Annotated in this window: 21 protein-coding genes; 15 read left to right on the forward strand and 6 right to left on the reverse strand. The window is 45.1% G+C overall.

Annotation, left to right across the window (positions count from 1 at the left end):
• The first annotated feature begins 61 nt into the window (after positions 1 to 61).
• Both Q0E19_RS02325 and Q0E19_RS02330 read left to right on the forward strand, forming a co-directional pair.
• Complete coding sequence (locus Q0E19_RS02325) at positions 62 to 1,453, forward strand: SpoIID/LytB domain-containing protein (protein ID WP_294406871.1); 1,392 nt, start codon at positions 62 to 64, stop codon at positions 1,451 to 1,453.
• Between the two features lie 80 nt (positions 1,454 to 1,533).
• The gene (locus Q0E19_RS02330) at positions 1,534 to 2,121 is read left to right on the forward strand and encodes a Maf family protein (RefSeq protein WP_294406874.1); all 588 of its coding nucleotides are present in this window, start codon (positions 1,534 to 1,536) and stop codon (positions 2,119 to 2,121) included.
• A gap of 20 nt (positions 2,122 to 2,141) precedes the next feature.
• Here the strand turns inward: Q0E19_RS02330 and Q0E19_RS02335 are convergent, their stop codons facing one another.
• Positions 2,142 to 2,861, reverse strand: a complete 720-nt coding sequence (locus Q0E19_RS02335; protein ID WP_294406877.1) for a DUF421 domain-containing protein — start codon at positions 2,859 to 2,861, stop codon at positions 2,142 to 2,144.
• A 137-nt stretch (positions 2,862 to 2,998) separates the two neighbouring features.
• Here Q0E19_RS02335 and Q0E19_RS02340 point away from each other — a divergent pair, with 137 nt between their 5' ends.
• The 5 genes from Q0E19_RS02340 (at position 2,999) to Q0E19_RS02360 (ending at position 7,701) form a co-directional block, all read left to right on the forward strand.
• Positions 2,999 to 3,229 (forward strand): hypothetical protein, encoded by a 231-nt coding sequence (locus Q0E19_RS02340; protein WP_294406879.1) that lies wholly within the window; start codon positions 2,999 to 3,001, stop codon positions 3,227 to 3,229.
• A gap of 255 nt (positions 3,230 to 3,484) precedes the next feature.
• Positions 3,485 to 4,372, forward strand: a complete 888-nt coding sequence (locus Q0E19_RS02345) for a GDSL-type esterase/lipase family protein (RefSeq protein ID WP_294406881.1) — start codon at positions 3,485 to 3,487, stop codon at positions 4,370 to 4,372.
• A gap of 24 nt (positions 4,373 to 4,396) precedes the next feature.
• The gene (locus Q0E19_RS02350) at positions 4,397 to 4,909 is read left to right on the forward strand and encodes a DUF4358 domain-containing protein (RefSeq protein WP_294406886.1); all 513 of its coding nucleotides are present in this window, start codon (positions 4,397 to 4,399) and stop codon (positions 4,907 to 4,909) included.
• A gap of 119 nt (positions 4,910 to 5,028) precedes the next feature.
• Positions 5,029 to 6,447: an MBOAT family protein gene (locus Q0E19_RS02355; protein ID WP_294406888.1), complete on the forward strand. Its 1,419-nt coding sequence runs from the start codon at positions 5,029 to 5,031 to the stop codon at positions 6,445 to 6,447.
• A gap of 15 nt (positions 6,448 to 6,462) precedes the next feature.
• Positions 6,463 to 7,701 carry a DHHW family protein gene (locus Q0E19_RS02360; RefSeq protein WP_294406892.1) on the forward strand — a complete coding sequence of 413 codons (1,239 nt, stop codon included), beginning with the start codon at positions 6,463 to 6,465 and terminating at the stop codon, positions 7,699 to 7,701.
• Between the two features lie 120 nt (positions 7,702 to 7,821).
• On the opposite strand, the gene Q0E19_RS02365 is transcribed toward Q0E19_RS02360, so the two are convergent.
• Positions 7,822 to 8,340 (reverse strand): hypothetical protein, encoded by a 519-nt coding sequence (locus tag Q0E19_RS02365; RefSeq protein ID WP_294406896.1) that lies wholly within the window; start codon positions 8,338 to 8,340, stop codon positions 7,822 to 7,824.
• Positions 8,341 to 8,614: 274 nt separating this feature from the next.
• Here Q0E19_RS02365 and Q0E19_RS02370 point away from each other — a divergent pair, with 274 nt between their 5' ends.
• From Q0E19_RS02370 to Q0E19_RS02405, 8 genes are all read left to right on the forward strand, one after another.
• Positions 8,615 to 9,478, forward strand: a complete 864-nt coding sequence (locus tag Q0E19_RS02370; protein ID WP_294406899.1) for a substrate-binding domain-containing protein — start codon at positions 8,615 to 8,617, stop codon at positions 9,476 to 9,478.
• Positions 9,479 to 9,589: 111 nt separating this feature from the next.
• A complete protein-coding gene (gene pstC, locus Q0E19_RS02375) occupies positions 9,590 to 10,423 on the forward strand; it encodes a phosphate ABC transporter permease subunit PstC (RefSeq protein WP_294407037.1) in 834 nt (277 codons plus the stop codon).
• A gap of 5 nt (positions 10,424 to 10,428) precedes the next feature.
• On the forward strand, positions 10,429 to 11,280 hold the full coding sequence (gene pstA / locus Q0E19_RS02380; protein WP_294406928.1) for a phosphate ABC transporter permease PstA: 852 nt from the start codon (positions 10,429 to 10,431) through the stop codon (positions 11,278 to 11,280).
• 3 nt (positions 11,281 to 11,283) lie between these two features.
• A complete protein-coding gene (pstB, locus tag Q0E19_RS02385; RefSeq protein WP_294406931.1) occupies positions 11,284 to 12,048 on the forward strand; it encodes a phosphate ABC transporter ATP-binding protein PstB in 765 nt (254 codons plus the stop codon).
• A 14-nt stretch (positions 12,049 to 12,062) separates the two neighbouring features.
• Positions 12,063 to 12,722 carry a phosphate signaling complex protein PhoU gene (gene phoU, locus Q0E19_RS02390; RefSeq protein WP_294406933.1) on the forward strand — a complete coding sequence of 220 codons (660 nt, stop codon included), beginning with the start codon at positions 12,063 to 12,065 and terminating at the stop codon, positions 12,720 to 12,722.
• Between the two features lie 151 nt (positions 12,723 to 12,873).
• Positions 12,874 to 13,551, forward strand: a complete 678-nt coding sequence (locus Q0E19_RS02395) for a response regulator transcription factor (protein WP_294406935.1) — start codon at positions 12,874 to 12,876, stop codon at positions 13,549 to 13,551.
• 38 nt (positions 13,552 to 13,589) lie between these two features.
• A complete protein-coding gene (locus tag Q0E19_RS02400; RefSeq protein WP_294406937.1) occupies positions 13,590 to 15,326 on the forward strand; it encodes an ATP-binding protein in 1,737 nt (578 codons plus the stop codon).
• A 203-nt stretch (positions 15,327 to 15,529) separates the two neighbouring features.
• Complete coding sequence (locus Q0E19_RS02405) at positions 15,530 to 18,472, forward strand: glycoside hydrolase family 2 TIM barrel-domain containing protein (protein WP_294406939.1); 2,943 nt, start codon at positions 15,530 to 15,532, stop codon at positions 18,470 to 18,472.
• A 69-nt stretch (positions 18,473 to 18,541) separates the two neighbouring features.
• Here Q0E19_RS02405 and Q0E19_RS02410 read toward each other — a convergent pair whose 3' ends face one another.
• Genes Q0E19_RS02410 through Q0E19_RS02425 form a run of 4 tightly spaced genes read right to left on the reverse strand, consistent with a single transcriptional unit; the run spans position 18,542 to position 22,998 of the window.
• On the reverse strand, positions 18,542 to 19,741 hold the full coding sequence (locus Q0E19_RS02410) for a glycoside hydrolase family 5 protein (protein ID WP_294406943.1): 1,200 nt from the start codon (positions 19,739 to 19,741) through the stop codon (positions 18,542 to 18,544).
• 60 nt (positions 19,742 to 19,801) lie between these two features.
• Complete coding sequence (locus Q0E19_RS02415) at positions 19,802 to 20,527, reverse strand: PHP domain-containing protein (RefSeq protein WP_294406945.1); 726 nt, start codon at positions 20,525 to 20,527, stop codon at positions 19,802 to 19,804.
• A complete protein-coding gene (locus Q0E19_RS02420) occupies positions 20,527 to 21,696 on the reverse strand; it encodes an AGE family epimerase/isomerase (protein ID WP_294406946.1) in 1,170 nt (389 codons plus the stop codon). Before Q0E19_RS02420 ends, Q0E19_RS02415 begins: the two co-directional genes overlap by 1 nt.
• A 33-nt stretch (positions 21,697 to 21,729) precedes the next feature.
• Positions 21,730 to 22,998, reverse strand: coding sequence for a DUF1015 domain-containing protein (locus tag Q0E19_RS02425; RefSeq protein WP_294406947.1), 1,269 nt, complete (start codon positions 22,996 to 22,998; stop codon positions 21,730 to 21,732).
• Between the last annotated feature and the right edge of the window lie 67 nt (positions 22,999 to 23,065).

A 23,065-nucleotide genomic window follows, 5' to 3' on the forward strand; every position in this document is an offset into this window, starting at 1 on the left:
TTGATAAACTAATAGTATGTATGAATTGTAAATCTTATGGTATAAATTGGGGACTGTGAATATGAAGATCCTTTTGAAAAAAGCAGGAATACATCTTAGCTCATTCGTTATCGGAACTGCCGTTGTGGGCAGCTGCGGTGCGCTTATGCTCACAGACAGCTCTTTTCACGGCGACAGCAGACCTGTTACCGCTGTGACGGCAAAGGCTGATACCGATACCGAAACAGTAAAGCCTGCGGAGCAGGAGGCGGCTGATACCACTACTGCTGTGGAGGCATTCAAATATATCGAGTTCAAAAAAACCGCTATCGGTGACTACGATATGGCGACTAAAAAGGCTGCAAAGTCTGAAAAGGACAAGGATAAAGACGATGAGAATGATTTTAAGGTAGAGTTCCCTGAGGACGATACACTTATATATCTGTCCGAAAAAGGTTCGCCTGCCAACTTTACTTCAACGAGAAGTATCGCTGACGAGTATTATACCGTCCATGACGAGATATCGGGAAGTACAGTAACGCTTAACGGTCATGAACTGCTTTGCAGAATGATAAATAACGAGATAGGCGATTCTTGGGGCGAAGAGGCTATAAAGGCTCAGGCTGTGGCAGGATATTGCTACCTCAGATTTAATGAGTCCATAGGTCTTACACCTACTGTCGGACTGAAAAGCGGCTATTCCTCAAAGCTGGAAAGCTGCGTAAATGCCGTTGAGGGACAGGTAATGTACTATAACGGCAGCATTATAAACGGCGTGTATTCTGCGTCTACGGCTGGCTATTCCACCTCTGCAAAGGATATATGGGGAGTGGATTACCCTTACCTCAGATGCGTTGAGAGCGAATATGACGATCAGGACCCTAACTGGGGACTTGAAAAGCAGTATACAAAGGACGAAGTCAAAAAAATGCTGGAGGATAAGTTCAGCATCGAGCTTTCCGATAATGTAAAGAACTGGTTCAAGGTGGACAGAGTTTTCAGCGTGAAGTATATCGACAGCCTTACCATTGACGGCAGAGATGACTGCAAGATAACAGGAAACGGACTGTGCAACCTTGTGGGGCTGAAATCAAATGCCCTTGAGATATCATATAAGGACGGCGTGTTTACCTTTAAGTCTTACGGCTGGGGACATGGCGTAGGACTTTCTCAGTGGGGAGCTTGCAACTATGCAAAGAACGGCTGGACATATGACCAGATACTTACCCATTATTATATAAACACAAACCTCGGTCTGTCAGATACCTGCGACTCTGCCGTAAAACGTGGTGTGCAGATAAATACACCTGCTGCTTCTGATGACAGCAAGGCAGACAGCAGCACAGTAACGACCGCTCCTGCCGAAAGCAGCGAAAAGAGCGAAAAGTCAGATGAAAGCTCACAGGCAGTCAGCGAAACAACTGAAAAGACTGATACAGTTGCCGCCGCACAGGATAATGACGTTCAGCAATAATAAATAACAAATGACAGAGAAATATATATGAAGATAAAGAACAGAGAAGGAAATATCAGCTTTTAAAGGAGGCTTCAGAATTGACAACAAAAAATCTGCTGACAGAGTATGATGTCATACTTGCGTCAGCCTCACCTCGCAGAAAAGAGCTTATCCAGCTTGTCTGCGGTAATTTCAGGATAATCCCTGCCGACTGCGGCGAAGAAGTGCCGGAGGGTATGCAGGCGGAAAAGATACCTGAGTATCTTTCAGCAAAAAAGTGCGAGTGTATTTCTGAGGTCTATGGAAGAGCGCTCGTTATCGGCTGCGATACAGTAGTCATAAATGACGGCAAAGTCCTTGGCAAACCTGCCGATGAGGAGGACGCAGCGCAGATGCTGAGATCGCTCTCAGGCAGAACACATAAGGTCATAACTGGCTGCACCATAAGCTGCGGCGAAAGACAGCGTTCTTTCAGCGTATGCACCGAGGTCACATTCAGAGAGCTATCCGATGATGATATCGAGGAATATGTGGCAACGGGAGAGCCTATGGATAAGGCAGGCGCATACGGTATACAGGGTAAAGGCGCACTTTTCGTTGAAAAGATAAACGGCGATTATTACAATGTCGTTGGTCTGCCTGTGTCGGAACTTGCGGTACAGCTTGCGGATTTCGTGAAGAAATAATCTCTGCCAGCCTATTTAAACTATTCAAAATAATTCGTAGGGTTGCTTTCTTCCGAGTTGGGGAAGATAGTGAGCTTATCGTCCTTGTCAATGACGGCGAGGAATATCTGCGAAGGGGAGGAATATCCCTGTGCGCTCAGCTGTTTTAAAAGCCACTTAGATTCCTTTCCGCAGCGTTTAAGATTTTTTTCTATGACAACACCGTCCATAATGAGGTTGACAACAAGCTTGTCAGCCTCTTTTTTGCAGCCTATATCCTTTGGCGTAAGAGGGGCTTCCTCCGCCTTTGGCATAAAGGATATCGCTCCCGTGTTCTCAAATATGGCATATTCGATCTTTGAGATGTCGAAATATCCCTGCGACCTTGCCCTTGTGAGAAGATCCCCTGTGTCCAGCTTTGCGGTCTTTAGGTTCTTGGGGTACAGCTTGCCGTTTTCAATAAGCAGCAGCGGTTCGCCCGAAATATACTTGCGACAGTTTATTGATTTCATGGTCAGCCAGCTGAGGAGCAGACCTGCGCCGCCGTATATGACCATAGCAAGGGCAGGCTGGAAAAGATCCTTTACCTCATCGGAAACAGCCATTTCCGCAGCTATCGAGCCTATGGTTATGCCGTTTATATAGTCGAACAGGTTAAGCTGTGAGATCTGCTTGTTTCCCATAAGCTTTGTGATGATGAATAATGTGATTATCGAACCGAATGTGGCGGCGATAGTGTGGAGTATCTCTTTAAATTCCATTTTGTTCTTCCTTTCGTTTTGTCATTGACTTTCTGCTAGTGTTCCTTTCGACAGTCGGATTATTCACCGCTCTGCACTATGCCGCATAGGATATAAAAGTGAATAAGGGGAGGATAATGCAGAGGTGGAGATGAATTATGAATAATAAAAATACAGGCAGTGATCTCAGCGGCTGTTCAATAGGACTTGCCTGCGGACAGAGAGCAAATCTTATAGCGGTCACTCTTGCCAACGCTCTCGCAGAGGGCAAGACCGCAGATCAGCTGGAGTTCCTTTCATCTGTACTGCAGCTTGTGGGTGAGGCGCTTGCGGTGACGGCAGCCACTATAAGCAGCTGTCAGGACGATAATGCAGATATTATAAACTGACCCAAGTATGAAATCGTCATAACTGTATATAATATGTCACAGATAAGCAAAAATATAAACGTATCCTGAAAAAGCGGCATCATAAAAATTTCTTAAAATACTTGAAAAGCTTATGAAAATATGTTATGATTATTCTAGGTCAATGTCGCACAAATGCTTGTTCTGTGGCGTTGACCGAAAAGTATGAAGAAGTATGCCTTTTATTTGCGTTTATGAACGGCTTAAATAAAAAAGCTCAGAAAGACGGTCATTATAATGGGAAATTTTAATTTGGATAAAGACGCTGCAAAGGCGGCACAGATACGGAAAAAACGTGTAAAAACACAGCAGAATTTCATTACGCTGCTTTGCCTGTGCTGTATAGTATTTGTAGTGGGCTGGTCTGTTTATGCAGTGAAAAATCAGGGAGCGGAAGTCCCCGCAGATATAAAGAACAGCTCTGCGGCGAAAAGTGAAAGCTCTCAGACGGACAGCACACCAGACAGCAGCAAGCCTGATGACAGCATTATCGACAGCGCTGCGGACAGTGCTGCGGATAATAACAGCGGCTCTGAATATGCCTCTGCCTCTGATACAAGCGACGATCTGTCAGATGCAGTGTTTATCGGGGATTCAAGAACGGTAGGTTTAATGAACAGCACGGACAAGCCTAAAGCGACTTTCCTGTGTGCGGTGGGACTTAATATAGATACTGCCCTTACAAGCGCAGATATCACCCTCGATAACGGTTCAACGGGAACGATAACTCAGGCGCTCTCTCAGAAACAGTATGGACGTGTGTTTATAAGTTTCGGTACTAATGAAATGGGCTGGCCGTATATAGATACTTTCAAGGAGCATTATTCAGAGCTGGTGAAGAGCATTGCAGAACTCCAGCCCAATGCAAAGATATACTGCGTGGGTATCCTCCCGCTTACAGCGTCGCAGGACGCAAAGGGCGAGTCGGTGAACAACACCAATGCAAAAACATTCAGCAATGCGATCTCTGAAGTGGCTGCACAGCTTGGATATAACTACCTTGACTGTTCCGCTGCCGTTGCAGACGAAAACGGATATCTCCCCGAAGAGGCTTCTACGGACGGTATCCATATGACAAGCGAATATTGCCTCTACTGGCAAAATTATATAATTGACAACACATAGGGATTATAGAAAGGAAAAAAGAAAATGGATTTCAAAAAAGTAGTATGTACAGTTCTTGCAGCACTCACAGCTGCCTGTGTATTTACAGCCTGCGGCGGTGACAGCGACAGCGCAGCGTCAAGCTCAGCTGTTCAGAGCAACGATAATGCAGACAACGAAAAGGCAGATGTTTCAGCTACTGCGGACAAGCTTAAATCGGATATCGAATTCGAGGACGAGCTTGTTGAGTTCGACAGCGCAAAGATTGAGAAGATCCTCGGTATCTCTGCGGACAAGTATACGAGCGCAAAGGTATATGTAAGCTCCTCCGGCGGAACTCCTGAGGAGATAGACTGCTTTGAGGCGGTTGACGAAAGCGCTGCGGCAGATATCAAGGCTGCTCTTGAAACAAGAGTAGACAATCAGAAGAACACCTTTACAGATTACAGACCTGAGCAGGCGCCAAAGCTTGACAGCCCTGTTATAAAGGTGAACGGAAACTGCGTTTATATGTGCATTTCAGGGGATAACTCAAAGGCTGAAGAGATCATAGGATAATATGATAAATGTATAAATAAAAACTATCGGGTGCGGTCATCATACGGCGGAGAAAGGCGATGCCGTTGTGCCGTACCTGCTTTTTTACATAAAGTAGAATGTTGAAAGGAATATAAAAAATGCTTTTTTCAAGTACGATCTTTCTCTTTGCTTTTCTGCCGCTGGTGCTGATAACATATTATATCGTCCCCAGAAAGCTTAGATGTCTTGTGCTTTTTGTGTTCAGCCTTGTGTTCTATGCGTGGGGCGAACCTGTCTATATCGGGCTTATGATAGCCTCCACCATAGTCGCATATATAACCGGTATCTTTGCCGACAAGAACCGCAAAGAGGTGCAAAGCAAGGCTGTGCCGCTTATATCCCTGCTGGCGGCGATAGTGTGGAATATCGGTCTGCTGCTGTTTTTCAAGTATACAGACTTCTTTATCGGAGCGGCTAACGGCATATTCGGAACGGATATAAAACTTCTCGGACTTGCCCTGCCAATAGGAATATCTTTTTACAGCTTTCAGACTCTCTCTTACGTTATCGACGTTTACAGGGGCGAGGTGGCAAGTCAGAAAAATTTCCTCTATCTTGCAACATACGTTGCGCTTTTCCCGCAGCTTATCGCAGGCCCTATCGTCAGATATAAGGATATCGCAGACCAGCTTTCCAACAGACGTGAAACTATCGACAACTTTTCCGACGGCGTAAGACGTTTCTGTATCGGTCTTGGCAAAAAGGTCATTCTTGCCAATAATATCGGTGCGCTGTTCGATACCATATCGGGTTCGGCTCAGAGCGAAATGAGCGTGGCGGCGTCATGGCTTGGCATAATCGCATACACCTTCCAGATCTATTTCGACTTTTCGGGATATTCCGATATGGCTATCGGTCTTGGCAAAATGTTCGGCTTTGACTTCCTCGAAAACTTCAACTATCCGTATATCTCCGACTCTATCACAGAATTTTGGAGAAGGTGGCATATGTCCCTTTCCAGCTGGTTTAGAGATTATGTCTATATCCCTCTCGGCGGAAACCGAAAGGGAAAACTGCGTCAGTGCATAAATATTATGATCGTGTGGTTCTTAACAGGCTTTTGGCATGGCGCAAACTGGAACTTTATGCTGTGGGGAGTTTATTTCGGAGTTATCCTGCTGTGCGAAAAGCTGTTTATGCTAAAGCTTATTGACAAAGCGCCACGCTTTGTGCGCCATATCTATGCTCTGCTGCTTATCGTTATCGGCTGGGGAATATTCGCCTATGAAGATACCTCCGCCCTGGTGCAGAATTTCAGGAATATGTTCGGTCTGAACGGACTTCCGCTCATAAATCATCAGACTGTGTTCTGGCTGGCACAGAATGCGGTGCTTATCGTTGTGCTTTGCATTGCCTCAACACCTGTGTTCAAAAAGGCAATGGGACAGCTGCAGCTTAATGCGCCGAAATTTTACAGCTGCGTCTGCGTGCCGGTGGCTTGCGCTGCCGTTCTTGCAGTAAGCGTGGCATACCTCGCAGGAAATTCATTCAACCCGTTTTTGTATTTCAGATTTTAGGAGGCGGGGAAACTTATGGATAAAAAAGCTTTGAAAAATACTAAAAATACAAACAGCGAAAAGAAAAAGATAAACGGCGGAAGCATCATCACCTCAGCAGTTTTTCTTGCGCTTATATTCGGATTTTCCATAGCGGGTATATTAAGTCCCGACAGAGAGTTTTCGGATATGGAGAACCGCTCTCTCCAACAGGTGCCTGAGTTCAGCCTTGAAAGACTCAAGGACGGAAAGTTCACTTCCGAGCTGGAAACCTATATGTCCGATCAGGTGTTTATGAAGGACGAGCTGGTGGAGCTTAAAACAGCCGTTGATACCGCTTTCAGAAAGACCTATCAGAACGGAGTGTATTTCGGCAGGAACGGCTACTATATTCAGGACTATCAGGAGAACAGAGCGCTTGTTCAGAACAATGTGAAAATGCTCAATGATTTTGCGGACAGCCTTGACGATGATGTTCAGGTAAGCTTTCTCCTTGCGCCCAATGCAGTGTCGGTGCTTTCGGATAATCTGCCCTCTGTAACTCAGACCGACGATCAGCTTGAAACTGTTGACCTTATAAAAAACAGCCTGTCCGACAGGATAACGTTCTGCTGTCCTTATGATGAGCTTAAACAGGCTGACGAGGACGGAAAACAGGTATTTTACAAGACCGACCACCATTGGACCGAGGACGGAGCAGAAACAGGTTTCAATGCCCTTATGACAGCAATGGGCGAGAGCATACCGGATACGCCTTACAGCGATGAAAACGTGTCGGGATTTTATGGTACGCTTTATTCAAAAGCCCCTCAGTTCAGCGCTGAGAGCGATACAGTAAAGCTTGTTTACGGCTTGAACAATGATATTACCGTTACCTATGTCGACGGCGAGTCGGACGTATCTCTCATGAATACAGTGGACGATTTCAAGCTGAAAGACGGAGATGTGGTAAGAAAAAGCCTTTATGTAAAGGCGCAGACGGAGAAAAAGGATAAGTATGCCGCTTATCTCGGCGGAAATTTCAAGCTTATCCAGCTTGAAACACATGGCGAAAGTGATGAGAATGTTCTGGTCATAAAGGACAGTTACGCAAATGCCGTAATGCCTTTCCTCTGTCAGAAATATCAGCATATCTCTATGATAGACCTGAGATATTATCATATGGAGGATCTTTCCGTATCGGATTATGTAAAGGAACACAACATTAAAAAGGTAATATATCTTTATAACGTTGACTTTATAAATTCTGATAACAACTTTGTATGGCTCGACTGATAAAAGAATAAGCAAAACAAAATACAGATAAAAAAGCAGGAACTGACGGATCGAAAATATCCGCAGTTCTTGCTTTTTTTAGGAAAATTTATTAGTATGAATCTGTAAGATCACTTGTATTCAGGCGGCGTTGCCGCCCTGAGAAAAACACATTGCCGCCGCAGAAGTCATTTTTATTATAAGGCGGCAGTCATTTTTTGCGTTGGCAGGGGCTTTCAGAACGTACATTCTGAAATTCATAACACAGCTTGAAAACTCACCCACGTCCCTGTCACAGTCGGTTGTGCGTATCTGCGTGATATCGTGAAGTATCCTGCCGAGTTCATGGTTGTATACCATTCTGTCGAATGCGGACTGAGTGTAATATGCCCTGCGCATTTCCGTAAGGCTTTCCGATATGGTGTATATCACCCTGCCCATAAGGTAAAAATCACGCAGGCTGTATGTATCCTCAGAGCCTTTTTCGGAAAGCATAGTCAGTATCTTTTCACACCCGTCAACAGGGCTTGTGACTATGCCCCTCTTTGTTACAGGGTAAAGCGCCCCCAGCATAAAAGCCTTTCTGTAAATTTTCTTATCGAATGTGCAGTAGTTGTCTGCTATATATTCAGCTATGAGCCTGTGTTCCTTTGTGCGCATATCCAAAGACCTCCGTTCAAGTGTTTTTTTATCTGATGTTATAATTGTAAAGTGTCAAACTTAAATTTGCCTTAATGTTTCGCCCGCAAATGTGACAGCTTTCTGAAAATTAGTGAAAAACGGCGGAAAATGTCGTAATTTATATTCTCTACAAACATATTACCTCAACTTTACAAATAGACGGTTTTGAATTTTACATTGCAGGCGTATTATATTTAATGTCAGCTGAAGAGAAAATATATAAAACTAATGGAAATGAAAGAGGTAATTTCAAATGAAAATGATGAAGATCTTTGCTGCCGCAGCAGCTATGGTAATGACAGGTGCAATGTTCGCAGGATGCGGAAATAATTCAGATAATATCACCGTTATCTCCCGTGAGGACGGTTCAGGTACAAGAGGAGCTTTTATCGAGCTTACAGGCGTTGAAGAAAAGGACGCAGACGGAAACAAAACAGACAACACGCTCAAGAGCGCACTTATATGCAAATCAACAGACGTAGTTCTTACTCAGGTAAGCGGCGATAAGAACGCTGTCGGCTATATCTCACTTGGTTCACTCAACGATACAGTAAAGGCTGTAAAGGTCGAGGGCGTTGAGGCTAAGACGGAGAATATCGAAAGCGGCGACTATAAGATCGTAAGACCTTTCAACATCGCAGTAAAGTCAGAGCTTTCAGACGCAGCAACAGATTTTGAGAACTTTATTTTAAGCTCCGACGGTCAGCAGGTGATCGAAGATAAGGGCTATATCAAGCAGAACAAGAACGCTGAAGCATTTACATCAAACGGTGCAAGCGGCAAGGTAGTCGTAAGCGGTTCATCTTCCGTAACACCGGTAATGGAAAAGCTTGCTGAGGCATATCAGAAGGTAAACACAAACGTTACAGTAGATGTTCAGCAGTCAGACTCTTCAACAGGTATCAAGGACGTTATCAACGGCACTTCCGATATCGGTATGTCATCAAGAGATATCTCAGACGATGAACTCTCACAGGGTATCCTTTCTGTAACTATCGCACAGGACGCTATCGCAGTTATCGTAAACAAGGAAAACAGCGTGGACGACCTTTCAATGGATCAGATCAAGGCTATCTACACAGGCGAAACAACAACATGGGCTGAACTTACAAAATAATCAGCATTGACTGCTTGCGAGGTGATAATTACGAATACTGAAAATACAGCCGTTCTTTCTGCAACGTCCGGCAGCAGAAAGGCAGGAAGAAGCAGAATACTTGAAACGGTGATGAAAGGCTTGTTCTTCATCTGCGCAGGCGTGTCTGTTGCAGCCGTTGCAGTTATATGTATATTTATGTTCGCTAAGGGTATCCCTGCCATTCAGGAGATAGGCATAAAGGATTTCCTTTTCGGAACAGACTGGAGCCCTAGAAACGTACCTGCGTCATATGGTATCTTCCCTATGATAGTAGGCTCTGTATACTGTACAGCAGGAGCAATAATCGTCGGAGTGCCTGTCGGTCTGCTGACGGCGATATATATGGCTGAGTTTTGTCCTAAAAAGCTTTTCGGCAAGCTTATGCCGCTCATCAACCTGCTTGCAGGTATCCCGTCTATCGTCTACGGCTTCTTCGGAATGGTCGTAGTCGTTCCGGCAGTCAGAAACCTTTTCGGCGGAACAGGAAACGGCGTTCTTACAGTTTCCCTTATCCTCGGCATTATGATCCTCCCGACTATCGTCGGCATGAGCGTTTCAGCTCTCAAAGCTGTCCCAGACAGCTGCCGTGAGGGAGCGCTCGCTCTGGGAGCAACTAAGGAAAGAGCCGTAGCAAGCGTTATCTTCCCTGCTGCAAAGTCGGGTATACTCGCCAGCGTTATCCTCGCTATCGGCAGAGCCATAGGCGAAACAATGGCCGTGATCATGATCGCAGGAAACTCTACGATCATCCCGCACTCCGTACTTGACAGCGTAAGAACCCTTACAGGAAATATAGTGATCGAAATGAGCTACGCAGAGGGACTTCACTATGATTCCCTTATCGCAACAGGAGTTGTGCTTTTCGTATTCATTCTCCTGCTCAACGTAAGCTTCAATCTCATCACACATAAGAAAGGCAAGTGAGTATAATGACAAGATCGGAAAAGATGCGTACATATAAGGCTCACCCCCTTTCTCTGGTGTTCAGTATACTGACAAAGCTTGCGGTAGCCATAACCATAGGCGTGTTCTTCCTTATCGTCGGATATGTGCTGATAAAGGGAATACCTTACCTTAAACCATCACTGTTCTCACCTGAGTATACCACAGACAACTGTTCTATGCTGCCTGCAATAGTGAATACACTTGAAATGCTCGTTATCTCACTTCTTATCGCAGCACCGCTTGGCATCTTCTGTGCCATATACCTTGTGGAATATGCTAAAAAGGGCAACAAGTTCGTTTCACTCATCAGACTTACCACAGAAACACTTTCGGGCATACCATCTATCATCTACGGACTTTTCGGAAATATGTTCTTCGTCCTTGCACTCAAGTGGAAGCTTTCGGTCATATCGGGCGCTTGTACACTTGCCATAATGGTGCTGCCGCTTATCATACGTTCTACGGAAGAGGCTCTGAAATCTGTTGACGACAGCTTCCGTGAGGGCAGCTATGGACTTGGCGCAGGAAAGCTCAGAACCATATTCAGAATAGTTCTCCCTCCGTCCATAAGCGGTATACTCTCAGGAGTTATCCTTGCAATGGGAAGAATATTCGGAGAAACAGCGGCGCTTATCTACACCGCAGGAACAATAGCAAAATATGCGTCACCTATGGATTCGGGAAGAACCCTTTCTGTACATATGTACGCCCTGTCCGACAACGGACTTAATATGAACGAGGCAAGTGCGACAGCCGTTATACTTCTGCTGGCAGTTCTTCTGCTCAACGGACTGGCATCATTTATCGCAAAGAAGCTTGCCAAAGGAGGAAACTGATAAATGAGTGCAAATTCTGAATACAAGCTGCAGGTCAAGGACTGCAACCTGTTTTACGGAGATTTTCATGCTCTGAAAAATGTCAATATAGATATAAAAGAACGGGAGATAACAGCTTTCATAGGCCCTTCAGGCTGCGGAAAGTCCACTCTCCTCAAATCTCTCAACAGAATGAACGATCTTGTTAAGGGCTGCCGCATAGAGGGCGAGTTCACCCTTGACGGAGTAAATATCTACAAGGATATCGAGATCACAGACCTTAGAAAAAGGGTGGGAATGGTTTTCCAGAAGCCTAACCTTTTCCCTATGTCTATCTACGATAATATCGCATACGGTCCGAGAACACACGGCATAAGAAAGAAAGCCGAGCTTGATGAGATAGTTGAAACTACTCTCCGACAGGCTTCCGTGTGGGACGAAACAAAGGACAGACTAAAAAAATCTGCCCTCGGTATGTCGGGTGGTCAGCAGCAGAGGATCTGTATAGCAAGAGCGCTTGCCGTAAAGCCAGACGTTCTGCTTATGGACGAGCCGACTTCCGCCCTCGACCCTATCTCCACCATAAAGATAGAGGAGCTTGCAAGCGAACTGAAAAAGAATTACACTATCGTTATCGTTACACATAATATGCAGCAGGCAACAAGAATTTCCGATAAAACTGCGTTCTTCCTCCACGGCGAGATAGTGGAGTTTGATACCACCGAGCGGATATTCTCCAACCCGAAGGAGCAGAAAACTCTCGAATATATCACAGGACGTTTCGGTTAAGGAGGAAAAAGCATATGCGTGAAAATTTTGACAGATTTCTTTCTGCGCTCCATTCAAAGCTTTTTGAAATGGCAACAATGGCAGAGCAGATAATAGCCATGTCGGTGAAATCCCTTGAACAGCAGGATATGATACTTGCACATGATACAATGAAGTTCGATCAGAAGATAAACGACGCTGAAAGGGAGATCGAAAGAGAGTGCCTTAAATGCCTGCTGAGATACCAGCCTGTCGTGGCAGAGGATCTCAGAAGAGTTTCATCAGCACTTAAAATGATAACCGATATGGAGAGAATAGGCGATCAGGCGGCAGATATAGCCGAGCTTAATATTCTTCTTATCAGCAAAAATCAGCATTGGGATCTCAGCGATATATCCGAAATGGCAAGAGCCGCAGCGCAGATGGTGACAAATGCCATAGATGCGTATGTAAGGAATGACGTTGACCTTGCCCAGTCGGTCATAAAGTCAGATGACGTTATCGACGACCTCTTCAACAAGACAAGGGACAAGATAATCGAAGAGATCGCAGAGGATAAAGCCAACGGCGAAAAAGCCATTGATACCCTTATGGTGGCAAAATACTTTGAGCGTATAGGCGACCATGCAGTAAATATAGCAGAATGGGTAGTCTTTGCAATAACAGGTGTGCATAAGTCGGAAAGAATATTCTGATATAGGCGATATTGCCCTGTAAAGGCGGTTTGTGACTACACTTTACTCAATTTTTACATACACAGGCTTGCTATTTTACAATAATGCTGTATAATTATAGGTATATCAAAGTATTATATTTCTACATTTTTTATACAGGAGTTGATTGTTTATGGCATTGATATATTGCGTTGAGGACGATGAGGGCATAAGAGAGCTTATATCCTGCGCACTTAAATCGGGCGGTTATGATGTAAAGACCTTTGCAAAGGCAAAGCCTTGCTATGAGGAATTGAAAAATACCGTTCCGTCGCTTTTTCTGCTGGATATAATGCTGCCTGACGAGGACGGCTATCAGATACTTACTAAGCTGAAAAAACAGCCTTCTACTCAGGATATCCCCGTTATAATGCTTACGGCAAAATCCGGCGAGATAGATAAGGTGTCGGGACTTGAACTCGGCGCAGATGATTATATCACAAAGCCTTTCGGAGTTATGGAGCTGCTTTCGAGAATAAAAGCTGTGTTAAGACGTGTCGGAAAAACGGCTGCGGAAAATGATGTTATCACCATCGACAATGTTTCAGTCGATTCCGCAAGAAGGATATGCACAGTTGCAGGACAGGAAGTCACCCTTACATATAAGGAGTTTGAGCTGCTTATGTACCTTATGCGCCATAGATCCATTGCAGTCAGCAGGGACAAGCTCATGGAAACCGTATGGGGATATGAGTTCGCAGGCGAAACGAGAACTGTTGATATGCACATTAAAACACTAAGACAGAAGCTGGAAAGCGCAGGCTGTACAGATCTTATCAAAACGGTAAGAGGTATAGGCTATAAAATATGATGATCCTTCTGTCTGAACAGAGAGGAGTCTGAGGGGATATGCAGAGAAAAATATTTAAGGTAATGACCCTGCTCGTATGCTGCACCCTGCTTATATTCCTTATCATAGCAGGCAGCATAAGCCATTCATATTACCGCTCAAGCGCAATGTCCGAGATAAAATCCATTGCCGAGGTCGCAGTAAAGAAGGATCTTCCTCCGCAGGAGATAGGCGATCTTGTAGACGGCGTAGTGGATTTCGATATCCGTGTTACATTCATTGCCGAGGACGGAACAGTTGAATATGATTCCGTCGCAGATGCTTCTGAAATGGAGAACCATTCAAACAGAAAAGAGTTCAGAGAAGCAATGAAAAACGGCAGGGGAGAAGCAGTAAGACAGTCAGAAACACTTGATTATTCAACATATTATTATGCCATAAGATATCAGGACGGCGTTATAAGATTTGCCGCAGACAGGAGCAATCTGGCAGGGCTTTTCCTTACAGTATTCCCTATATTGGTGGTAGTGGCTGGAGCGATACTTCTTGTAACGACAATAATTTCCATAAAGCTTTCGGAAAGCCTTATAAAGCCGATAAATACCCTTGTAAAACAGCTTGACCTGCGAAACGAGAATATCGGCGCAATGGAAACCCCATATGAGGAACTTGAACCGATCATAAAGAATGCAGACGTGCTTATGTCAAGGATAAGACGCAACGTTGAAAAGATCAGACAGGAGAAAGAGAAGATATCAATAATCACAGCCAATATGGTCGAGGGAATGATACTTCTTGATTCTGAAATGATGGTGCTTTCTGTAAATAAGAGTGCGCTGAATATTCTGCAAAGCGATTATGACCCTGCGTCAAAGCAGAACGTAAGCGCCCTGACGGATAATGAGCAGCTTATGGAGCTTTTCGATACCGCAAAGGAAAGCGGTTCGGCAGTAGATACCCTGCTTATCCACGGCAGATACTATACAGTGTTTGTGAACAAAGCGGACAGCGAGTCAGGGGAATATGATATGGGAATGATAGCATTCCTGCTTGATGTCACCGAGTCTGTACAGAACGAACAGATAAGACGTGACTTCTCCGCAAACGTATCCCACGAGCTGAAAACACCGCTGACCACAATAAAGGGCTTCGGCGAAATGCTCGACAACGGCATATTCAGCAAACCGGAGGACGTAAAGAAGTACGGCGGAATGATCTATCGTGAGAGCGAAAGACTGCTGTCGCTTATAAATGATATTATAAAGCTGTCCGAGATAGAGGACGGCGACGAGATGCTTGAAGAGCAGATAAATCTCAAACAGGTGGCAAAGGACACCGAAGAGATACTTCAGAACAAGGCGGACGAACACGATATAACAATGCACGTTTCGGGCGAAAATGTTATAGTCAAAGGCAGCAAGAGCTATATCTCCGAGGTTTTCCTCAACCTTATGGACAACGCTGTAAAGTATAACAACCCTGGCGGAAACCTGTGGGTTGAGCTGAGTTACGCAGGCTCTCTTGCAAAAATAGTGTTCCGTGACGACGGCATAGGCATCTCGGAGGAGAACCGCACAAGAGTATTTGAACGTTTCTATCGTGTGGATAAGAGCCGTTCAAAACGTACAGGCGGAACAGGTCTTGGACTTTCTATCGTAAAGCATATCGTGGCTTGTCACGGCGGAGAAATAACGCTGAAAAGTGAAGAGGGCAAGGGTACAGAGATAACCGTTATGCTCCCTGTACAGCGCAGTTCCGATAATAACGCAAACAACGATAATAATGATAATAAATAAAAAATATGGATCAGACGTGTTTATGAAAAAATGCGTCTGATCTCTTTTTTGTTTTTTTATTTTTACCTCAGAAAAAAATTCTGAAAAAAGGATCAAAAAGGACTTTACATTCTCCTGTGGCTGTGCTATAATTACAGCAATCATATGGCTGATGCCGAAAGGAATATAAAAATATGAACACTCAATGTAACGAAAAATCATATATGAAATACCATGAAGATACTCAGACCCTCCACGTTGGAACGCTGTCGCCACACGCATACTTTGTGCCGTTCAGAGCAGAGCAGAGAGTATCGGACGAGAGAGCAGATTCAGAGCTTTTTGAGCTGCTTAACGGCGAATGGGATTTTGACTATTACGAGTCAGTTTTCGACCTCCCCGAAAATTTCACCGACCGTTCAGAAGATCCGCCGAAAGGCAGTATAGCTGTGCCGTCAAACTGGCAGCTTAAAGGGTACGATAAGCCTCAGTATACAAACGTCAGATATCCTATACCATTCGATCCCCCGTATGTCCCCGACGAGAACCCTGTGGGTCTGTATCGCAGAAAATATGCCTATCATGCGGACGGACTTAAAAGACATCTTGTGTTCGAGGGCGTTGACTCCTGCCTGTATCTTTATGTGAATGGAAATTTTGTGGGATATTCTCAGGTTTCCCATTGCATAAGCGAGTTCGACGTTACCGCTTTTCTTAAAGAGGGCGAAAATGAGATAGCCTGCGCCGTACTTAAATATTGCGACGGAACTTACCTTGAAGATCAGGATAAGTGGAGAATGTCGGGGATTTTCCGTGACGTTTATATGCTCTCCAGAGCGGAGGGCGGCGTAGAGGACTATACCGTCACAACGAAAATATCCGCTGACGAAAAGACCGCCGTAGTTTCTGTTAAGGTAAAGACGGAGCAGGGCTGTTCAGCCGTTATTTATGCCCCGAATGGTGATAAAATAGCAGAGGGAGATACTGACGGAGCGGGGATATTCTCCGCCGATGTAAAAGACCCACAGCTGTGGAATGCGGAAAATCCTGTGCTTTACCGCCTCGAAATCTTCTGCGCAGGCGAGGTCATAAGCGAAAATGTGGGCATAAGGGAGATATCCATTGAGGACGGAGTTGTAAAAATAAATCATACCCCTATAAAATTCAGAGGTGTGAACCGCCATGATTCCTACCCCGACACAGGCTTCTATGCCCCTGTGGAGAAGATGAAAAAAGACCTTGAGCTTATGAAGTCGCTGAACGTCAACGCTGTCCGCACCTCTCATTATCCAAATGCGCCTGAGTTTTATCAGCTGTGCGACAAAATGGGATTTTACGTTGTAGATGAAGCCGATATCGAAACCCACGGCTGTGCGGACGTATACAATACCTTTGAGTGGAAGGATTATAACGGAATTGCGCTTATTGCAGGCGACAAGCGTTTTGAAAAGGCTATTGCCGACAGACACGAAAGACTTGTGAAAAGGGATATAAACCGCCCATCTGTTGTTATATGGTCGCTGGGCAACGAAAGCGGCTACGGCGACAATTTCCGCAAGTCGGCAAAGTTCGTTAGATCCCTCGACAGCACAAGACCTGTTCACTATGAAAGCAGACAGAAACTCGATGACGGAAATGACCGAGATCTTGACTTCGTTTCTGTAATGTATTGGGATACGGACTATGTAAAATTTTATCCCGAAAGCGAAAAAGAGGCTTACGGCAGACCGCTTATGCTCTGCGAATACTGCCACGCTATGGGCAACGGTCCTGGAGATCTTGAAGACTACTGGCAGGAGATATACGCAAACGCAAATGTCTGCGGCGGCTTTGTGTGGGAGTGGTGCGACCACGGCATATATACAGGAAAGACCGATGACGGCAGGGAAAAGTATTTCTACGGCGGAGATTTCGGAGAAGTTGTCCATGACGGAAACTTCTGTATGGACGGACTTGTCTACCCCGACAGAACCCTCCATACCGGAGCAATGGAGATGAAAAACGTCTACCGCCCTATAAGAGCGTCAAAAAATGACGGCGGTTTCACTTTTGAAAACAAGCTTGCTTTCACTCATATCAGCAGTGAAAACGGCTGGGAGTGCAGATATGTTGTCAGACGTGATACAAAGATAATTTGCGAGGGCAAAATATCCATTGATATAAAACCTATGTGTGCGCAGACAGCGGACATTGCTTTGCCCGAAATGGCTGACGGACATATCACAGTTGATTTTGATTACTACAAAAACGGCGAAAACGTGGGATTTGACCAGATAGAACTTTGCAATGTAAAGCGTGAACATATCCCGAACAAAAACGGTTGTACGCTGACCGAGAACAGCAGAGAGTATATAGTAAGCTCAGATAATATGACAGTTTCCGTTTCAAAGCGCAGCGGTATGATATCTCAGATAGAAAAGAACGGTGTAAAGCTGCTTGAAAAGCCTGCCCGGCTGAATATGTTCAGAGCGCCTACGGATAATGATATCACGGCGAAAAACGATTGGTTCAAGGTCTATCTCGATAAGGCGAAAATAAAGCTTTATTCGCTGTCGGCGGAGGAAAACTGCAGAGAAAATAAGACAGTTAAGATAACGGCAGAGCTGTCCCTCGGCTATGCGGTCTATGAGCCTATGGCAAGGGTAAAGCTTACCTACGAATTTTTCGGCGGTGAGTTCAGTCTGTCTGCCGAGGTGGATATACACGAAAAGCTTAAATTCCTGCCTAGGTTCGGCGTGAGATTTTTCACCGCAAAACAGCTTGACGGCATTGAGTATGCAGGATATGGCGAAAACGAAAGCTATATCGACAAGCACCGCTCATGTAAATTTGGCAGATACGTTTCCGATGTACATTCGCAGCACGAGGACTATATCCGCCCGCAGGAAAACGGCTCTCATTTCGGCACGGAGTATGTTAAGATATTCAGTTCTTCTGCCCAGCTTGAAGTGCTTTCTGATATGGACTTTTCGTTCAACTTCTCGCCATACACGCAGGAAGCTCTCACAAATGCAAAGCATAACTGGGAGCTTGAAGAGGGCGAAAGCAACGTCCTCTGCGTTGACTATAAGATGTCGGGAGTAGGCTCAAATTCCTGCGGCCCTGAACTGAAAGAGAAGTACAGACTCTCCGAAAAGCATTTTGCATTTACATTCTTTATCCGCTAAGACAATAAAATAACCAATAAAAAACGCTGCACAGAGAATGATCTGTGCAGCGTTTTGCTTGCATTTAGGTTATGAATTTACAACATTCTGGATAGCTTCCATTATGCCAGGGAAGTACCATGTGCAGTCTGTTCTGTCCAGAAGACCGAAGTTTTCGCCGTCGCCGACTCTTGTGCCGTTATCCCACCATATGCATGGAACACCGTATTCCTTTGCTGTGGTGAGGTAATCTGTAACGCACTTGATCCTGTCCTCATCGTTCATCTTGTTTACCGAGCCGAACTCGCCGATGATAACAGGAATGTCATTGTCGAGGAAATAGTACTTTATGTTCTCAAAAAGATCAGGGATAGATTTGTCATTCGGGTCATAAACATCTGTGCCTGCTGTGTCGAGAGCGAATGAGTAAGGGAGATAAGCGTGGATAGAAACTATGATCTTGTCGCTGTCCTCCGGTATCTCTAACGCCTGCATATTTGTTGCAGAAGATGATGCCGCATAAGGTGTTACCATAAGGCAGCGGTCCGCATTGTTTCCGCCTGTGGCACGAACCGTTTCAACAAATGTCTTTGCATACTTGTTTACGATCTCTCTCGATTCGGTCGTACCTGTCCACTCAGCTCCGTCGCCCCTCAGTCTTGGCTCGTTGACACCCTCGAAAATAAGCTTTTCATTGTATCCCTTGAATCTCTCTGCGATCTGTGTCCAAAGTGCCTCAAGCTCTTTCAGATCCTCGTCAACGTCAGATTCAACAGGCATATACCATTCCTCGTGGTGTGTGTTGAGGATAACGAACATATCGTTGTCTATGCCGTAGTTTACGATCTCCTGCACTCTGTCCATCCAAGCAGGATCAACGTTGTAGTTCTCGTCAAGGTGTGTACCCCATGAAACCGGAAGTCTGAATACGTTGAATCCGGCGTTCTTTACAGCGTCTATCATCATCTTTGTGGTGGTTATATTTCCCCAAGATGTTTCAGCGTCTATGCCGCTGCCGCCTGTTGCGTCCATTGTGTTTCCAAGATTCCAGCCTACCTTCATCTGAGCCACAAGGTCTTTTGCCGAGGTAACTGTCATAGGGTCGTTTGTGTGTGTCTTTGAAACATCTGAGCCGCTTTCTTCAGAACCTGCTGAAGATGTTCCCGATGAAGCAGCACTGTCGGCTGATGATTCGTTCTTTGAATTTGAACCGCAGGCTGTCAGCATTGACATACCCATTGTAAGCGCAAGAGCCGCTGCGAATATTTTTTTGATATTTTTGATTTTCATATTGGATATCCTTTCGTTATGTGTAATGTATACGATTTCATTTTGTGCAAAGCAGCTGAGTTATTCCTCAGCCTTTGCCGCAGGGATAATAGGTTCAAGCTCTCCATTTCTGACTATGTCGATATAATCTTCAATGGAATTTATCTCTTTTTCCGTCTGTATCCCGCTTATTCTGTCGGCAGGTACCCAAAGGTGATGATTGTCCGTTCCGCCAGTCTGAACAAAACCGAACTGCTCAGCATACCATTTTGCCCTGTCGTTAAATGCTTCTTTGGAGTTGCCGCTGTTGTATACCTCAACGCCGTCTATCCATTTCGGCAGCAGCTTTATCTCGTGGATATACCAGTCAGCCTCACGGAATGGGTGCGCATGAACGAGTATTCCTCCTGCCTTGTGAACACGGTCTGCGAACTGATAAAAGCTTATGTCGCATATATTGTCGTTTTCCAGCAGGAACTCTTTCCCTATGCCGTATACAAGCAGGTCAGCACCGAAGTATGAATATTCAAGCCCGAAGAACACTTTAAGACCGAGCTTTTCTCCCTCCGCCTTTGCATTTTCGTAGCCTTTCATATACTTTTCAACACGCTCTTCCCAGCTGTTGAAATGGGTTATGGCGGTGTTGCCGTTGAAAAAGTGGTCTGTGACGATAATGCCGTCATAGCCAAGCTCTTTATACCGCCTAGCCTGCTCCGCCCCCGAAGCGGAGGCGCAGGCACTGCATTCAGCGGTGTGAAGATGTGTTTCGTATCTGAATATCTTTTTTTCTGCGGTAGAGCCGTTCATTAAAGATCTACCCCTCTGGAAATTACCTCCATGCACATTCTGCCGTTGTGGTAAGGACACTTCCATGGTCCGACGATCTCTTTCCAGTCGTGCGGCTTATGTTCAAATGATACCTCTGAGTACCACTCTGAACCCTCTCTCTTGTCGATGATATCCGACTTGATGTATTCCCAAACGCCCTTTGCAGCGTCAAGGAACTTCTTGTCACCGCCGTGCTGATAAGCGTTGATAAATCCAACTACGGATTCAGCCTCTACCCACCAAACTCTCTTGCGGTCGATCTTGTCGTTCTCACGTTCGTTGTTGAGCGCACCGTCTTCAAGAGCGATATTGTAGATGTTGTTTGATATTTTAAGGTTCATTTCAGCAAACTGCTTTTTAAGCTCTTCATCGCCGAGAACATCGCAGGCTCTGTCCATAAGCCATGTTGCCTCGATATCGTGACCGAATGAGTGGATATCTCCCACAAGGTCAAACTTTGTGTCGAAGAATACTTTCAGCGCATTTGTTTCAGGTGTATAAACGATATCTCTCATCTGACCAAGCTGGAATTTAAGTCTTTCAGCCACCTTTTCATTCTTGTCAGCAAGATAAAGCTCTGTGTAAGCCTCGATAAGGTGAAGGATAGCGTTCATTGTCTTGTCAGCGTGAAGTCCGTTTTCGGAAAGTGCGTCATTTGATACAAGATTCCACTTTCTGTCGAAAGCCTCCTGATAGCCGTACTCGTCAAGGGTGTTCTTCTCGATATCGTCAAAAAGCTTGTAAGCCAGTTCAAGAGCCTTCTTGTCGCCGCTTGCTCTGTAATAGCAGGAAAGGGCATATATAGCGAAAGCGATGTTGTATGTGTGCTTCATATCGTCAGCAGGATTTCCCTTGTAGTCCATCATCCAGTAAACTCCGCCGTATTCATAGTCGATACAGTGATCCTTGATGAACTCGAATGCGTGACGTGCATAGTCCAGCAGGCTCTCGTCCTTGAGTGTAAGATAAGCGTTTGAGTAGAACCAAAGTATTCTCGAATGGAGGATAACACCCTTGTCAGCCTTCTTATCCAGCTTGAGGTCATAGCTCATAAAGCCGTAAAAGCCGCCGTTTTCCTCGTCTTTTAGCTTGTTCCAGAATGGTATGATGTGGTTTGTGAGTTCGTTTTTTACTTCTGCGATCAACATTGTCTATTACTCCTTTTAAAAATTGCCGATATTTTATCTGATCTTTCTTGCCTCAACGTAAAATCTCTTGTCCTCTGCGTGTCCCATTGAGAATGTCTTTCTTGGGAGAGCGCCGTCGCAAATTACCGTCGGGAAAAGCTCCTCTTTGCCCATGTCAGGCAGCAGGAATCCGACCGAGTTTTCTTTCTTTGAAAGCTCGTCCACAACGTCTGCGCCGTGGATATAATCTATCTTTCCGCCGCATTCCTTTGTATACATATCGAGAAAATTCTGTAAACTTCCCACCGTAAGCTTTGATGTCGGATTGTGTATGTACATATCCTTGTGTACGCCCTTTTCCACCACCGTTATCTTCTGCTTTGACTCGTCCTGTGCAAGATCAAGTTCAAGCACCATTTCAGCCAGCAGCTTTTCAACGTCCACGTCTGTAACTATTCTGTGGATAGCCTCAAATTTAAGGGCAGGGGAGTGAAGATTAACTATCTCCACCAGTGCATATCTGCAAGGCGCATTTGTCATATCCTTGTCAGGGTCAAGTCGCTTCTGCTCCTCATAATATTCCTTTGCCGTAGCAAGCGAGTGGTTTCCGTCACCCATAGCGTAAACAAGAGGATATTTTTCGTCAAGACCGTACTTTGCATTAAAGCTGTCTATATCCCCAAGCTTTTCAAGTGCGCTGATTATATTCTCCTGCGACTTTTCGTCAACGATATATCCGCTGATGTGACCGCCGTTTTTCATAAGGTCAAAATCATATACCTTTTCAAAGCTGTCCTTTTTCTCAGCCAGCGGCTCGACAACAGTCTTGTCAGTATCATCAATAAGTATCATAATGTGCGGCAGTTCGATAGGCGCACCGTTTCTTACCTTTATTCTCGGCGGTATTCTCTCTACCACCGTAGCCTCCGTCGCCCTTACAGGTGACTTTGAGCCTTTTTCGTAGTTGTACTGCTCCAGATCTATCGCACCAACGATACCTGCTCTGAGTTCGCCGTCCGACTGTATCCTCTCCACATAGACCATAGAATTTTTGTACTCTTTGAAAGTATCGGAGTTCACATACTCCTCCATAGTCCTGTGTATCTTTTCTATCCTTTCGTCAACGTCTGACGATTCGAGGTAGACCTCAGGCAGAATAAGGTTGAGGGCAGACTTCTCATCTCCCACGATATCCTTTACATCTTCCCAGTATTCTGGTTCAGATGTGTACTGATCGCAGGCAACTACCGCCCATTTTGAAAGATCTTCGCTGCTTTTACCCTGCGGAAGAAGTATATCCGCAGCCTTGAATGCAGTTGACATAGTTTCCAACAGCTCCTGTCTTTTTTATCTGAAACGTTTTCATTTCCAATATCCCAAAACAGGACGG

Source organism: uncultured Ruminococcus sp., from assembly GCF_934476685.1.
Taxonomy (GTDB): domain Bacteria; phylum Bacillota; class Clostridia; order Oscillospirales; family Ruminococcaceae; genus Hominimerdicola.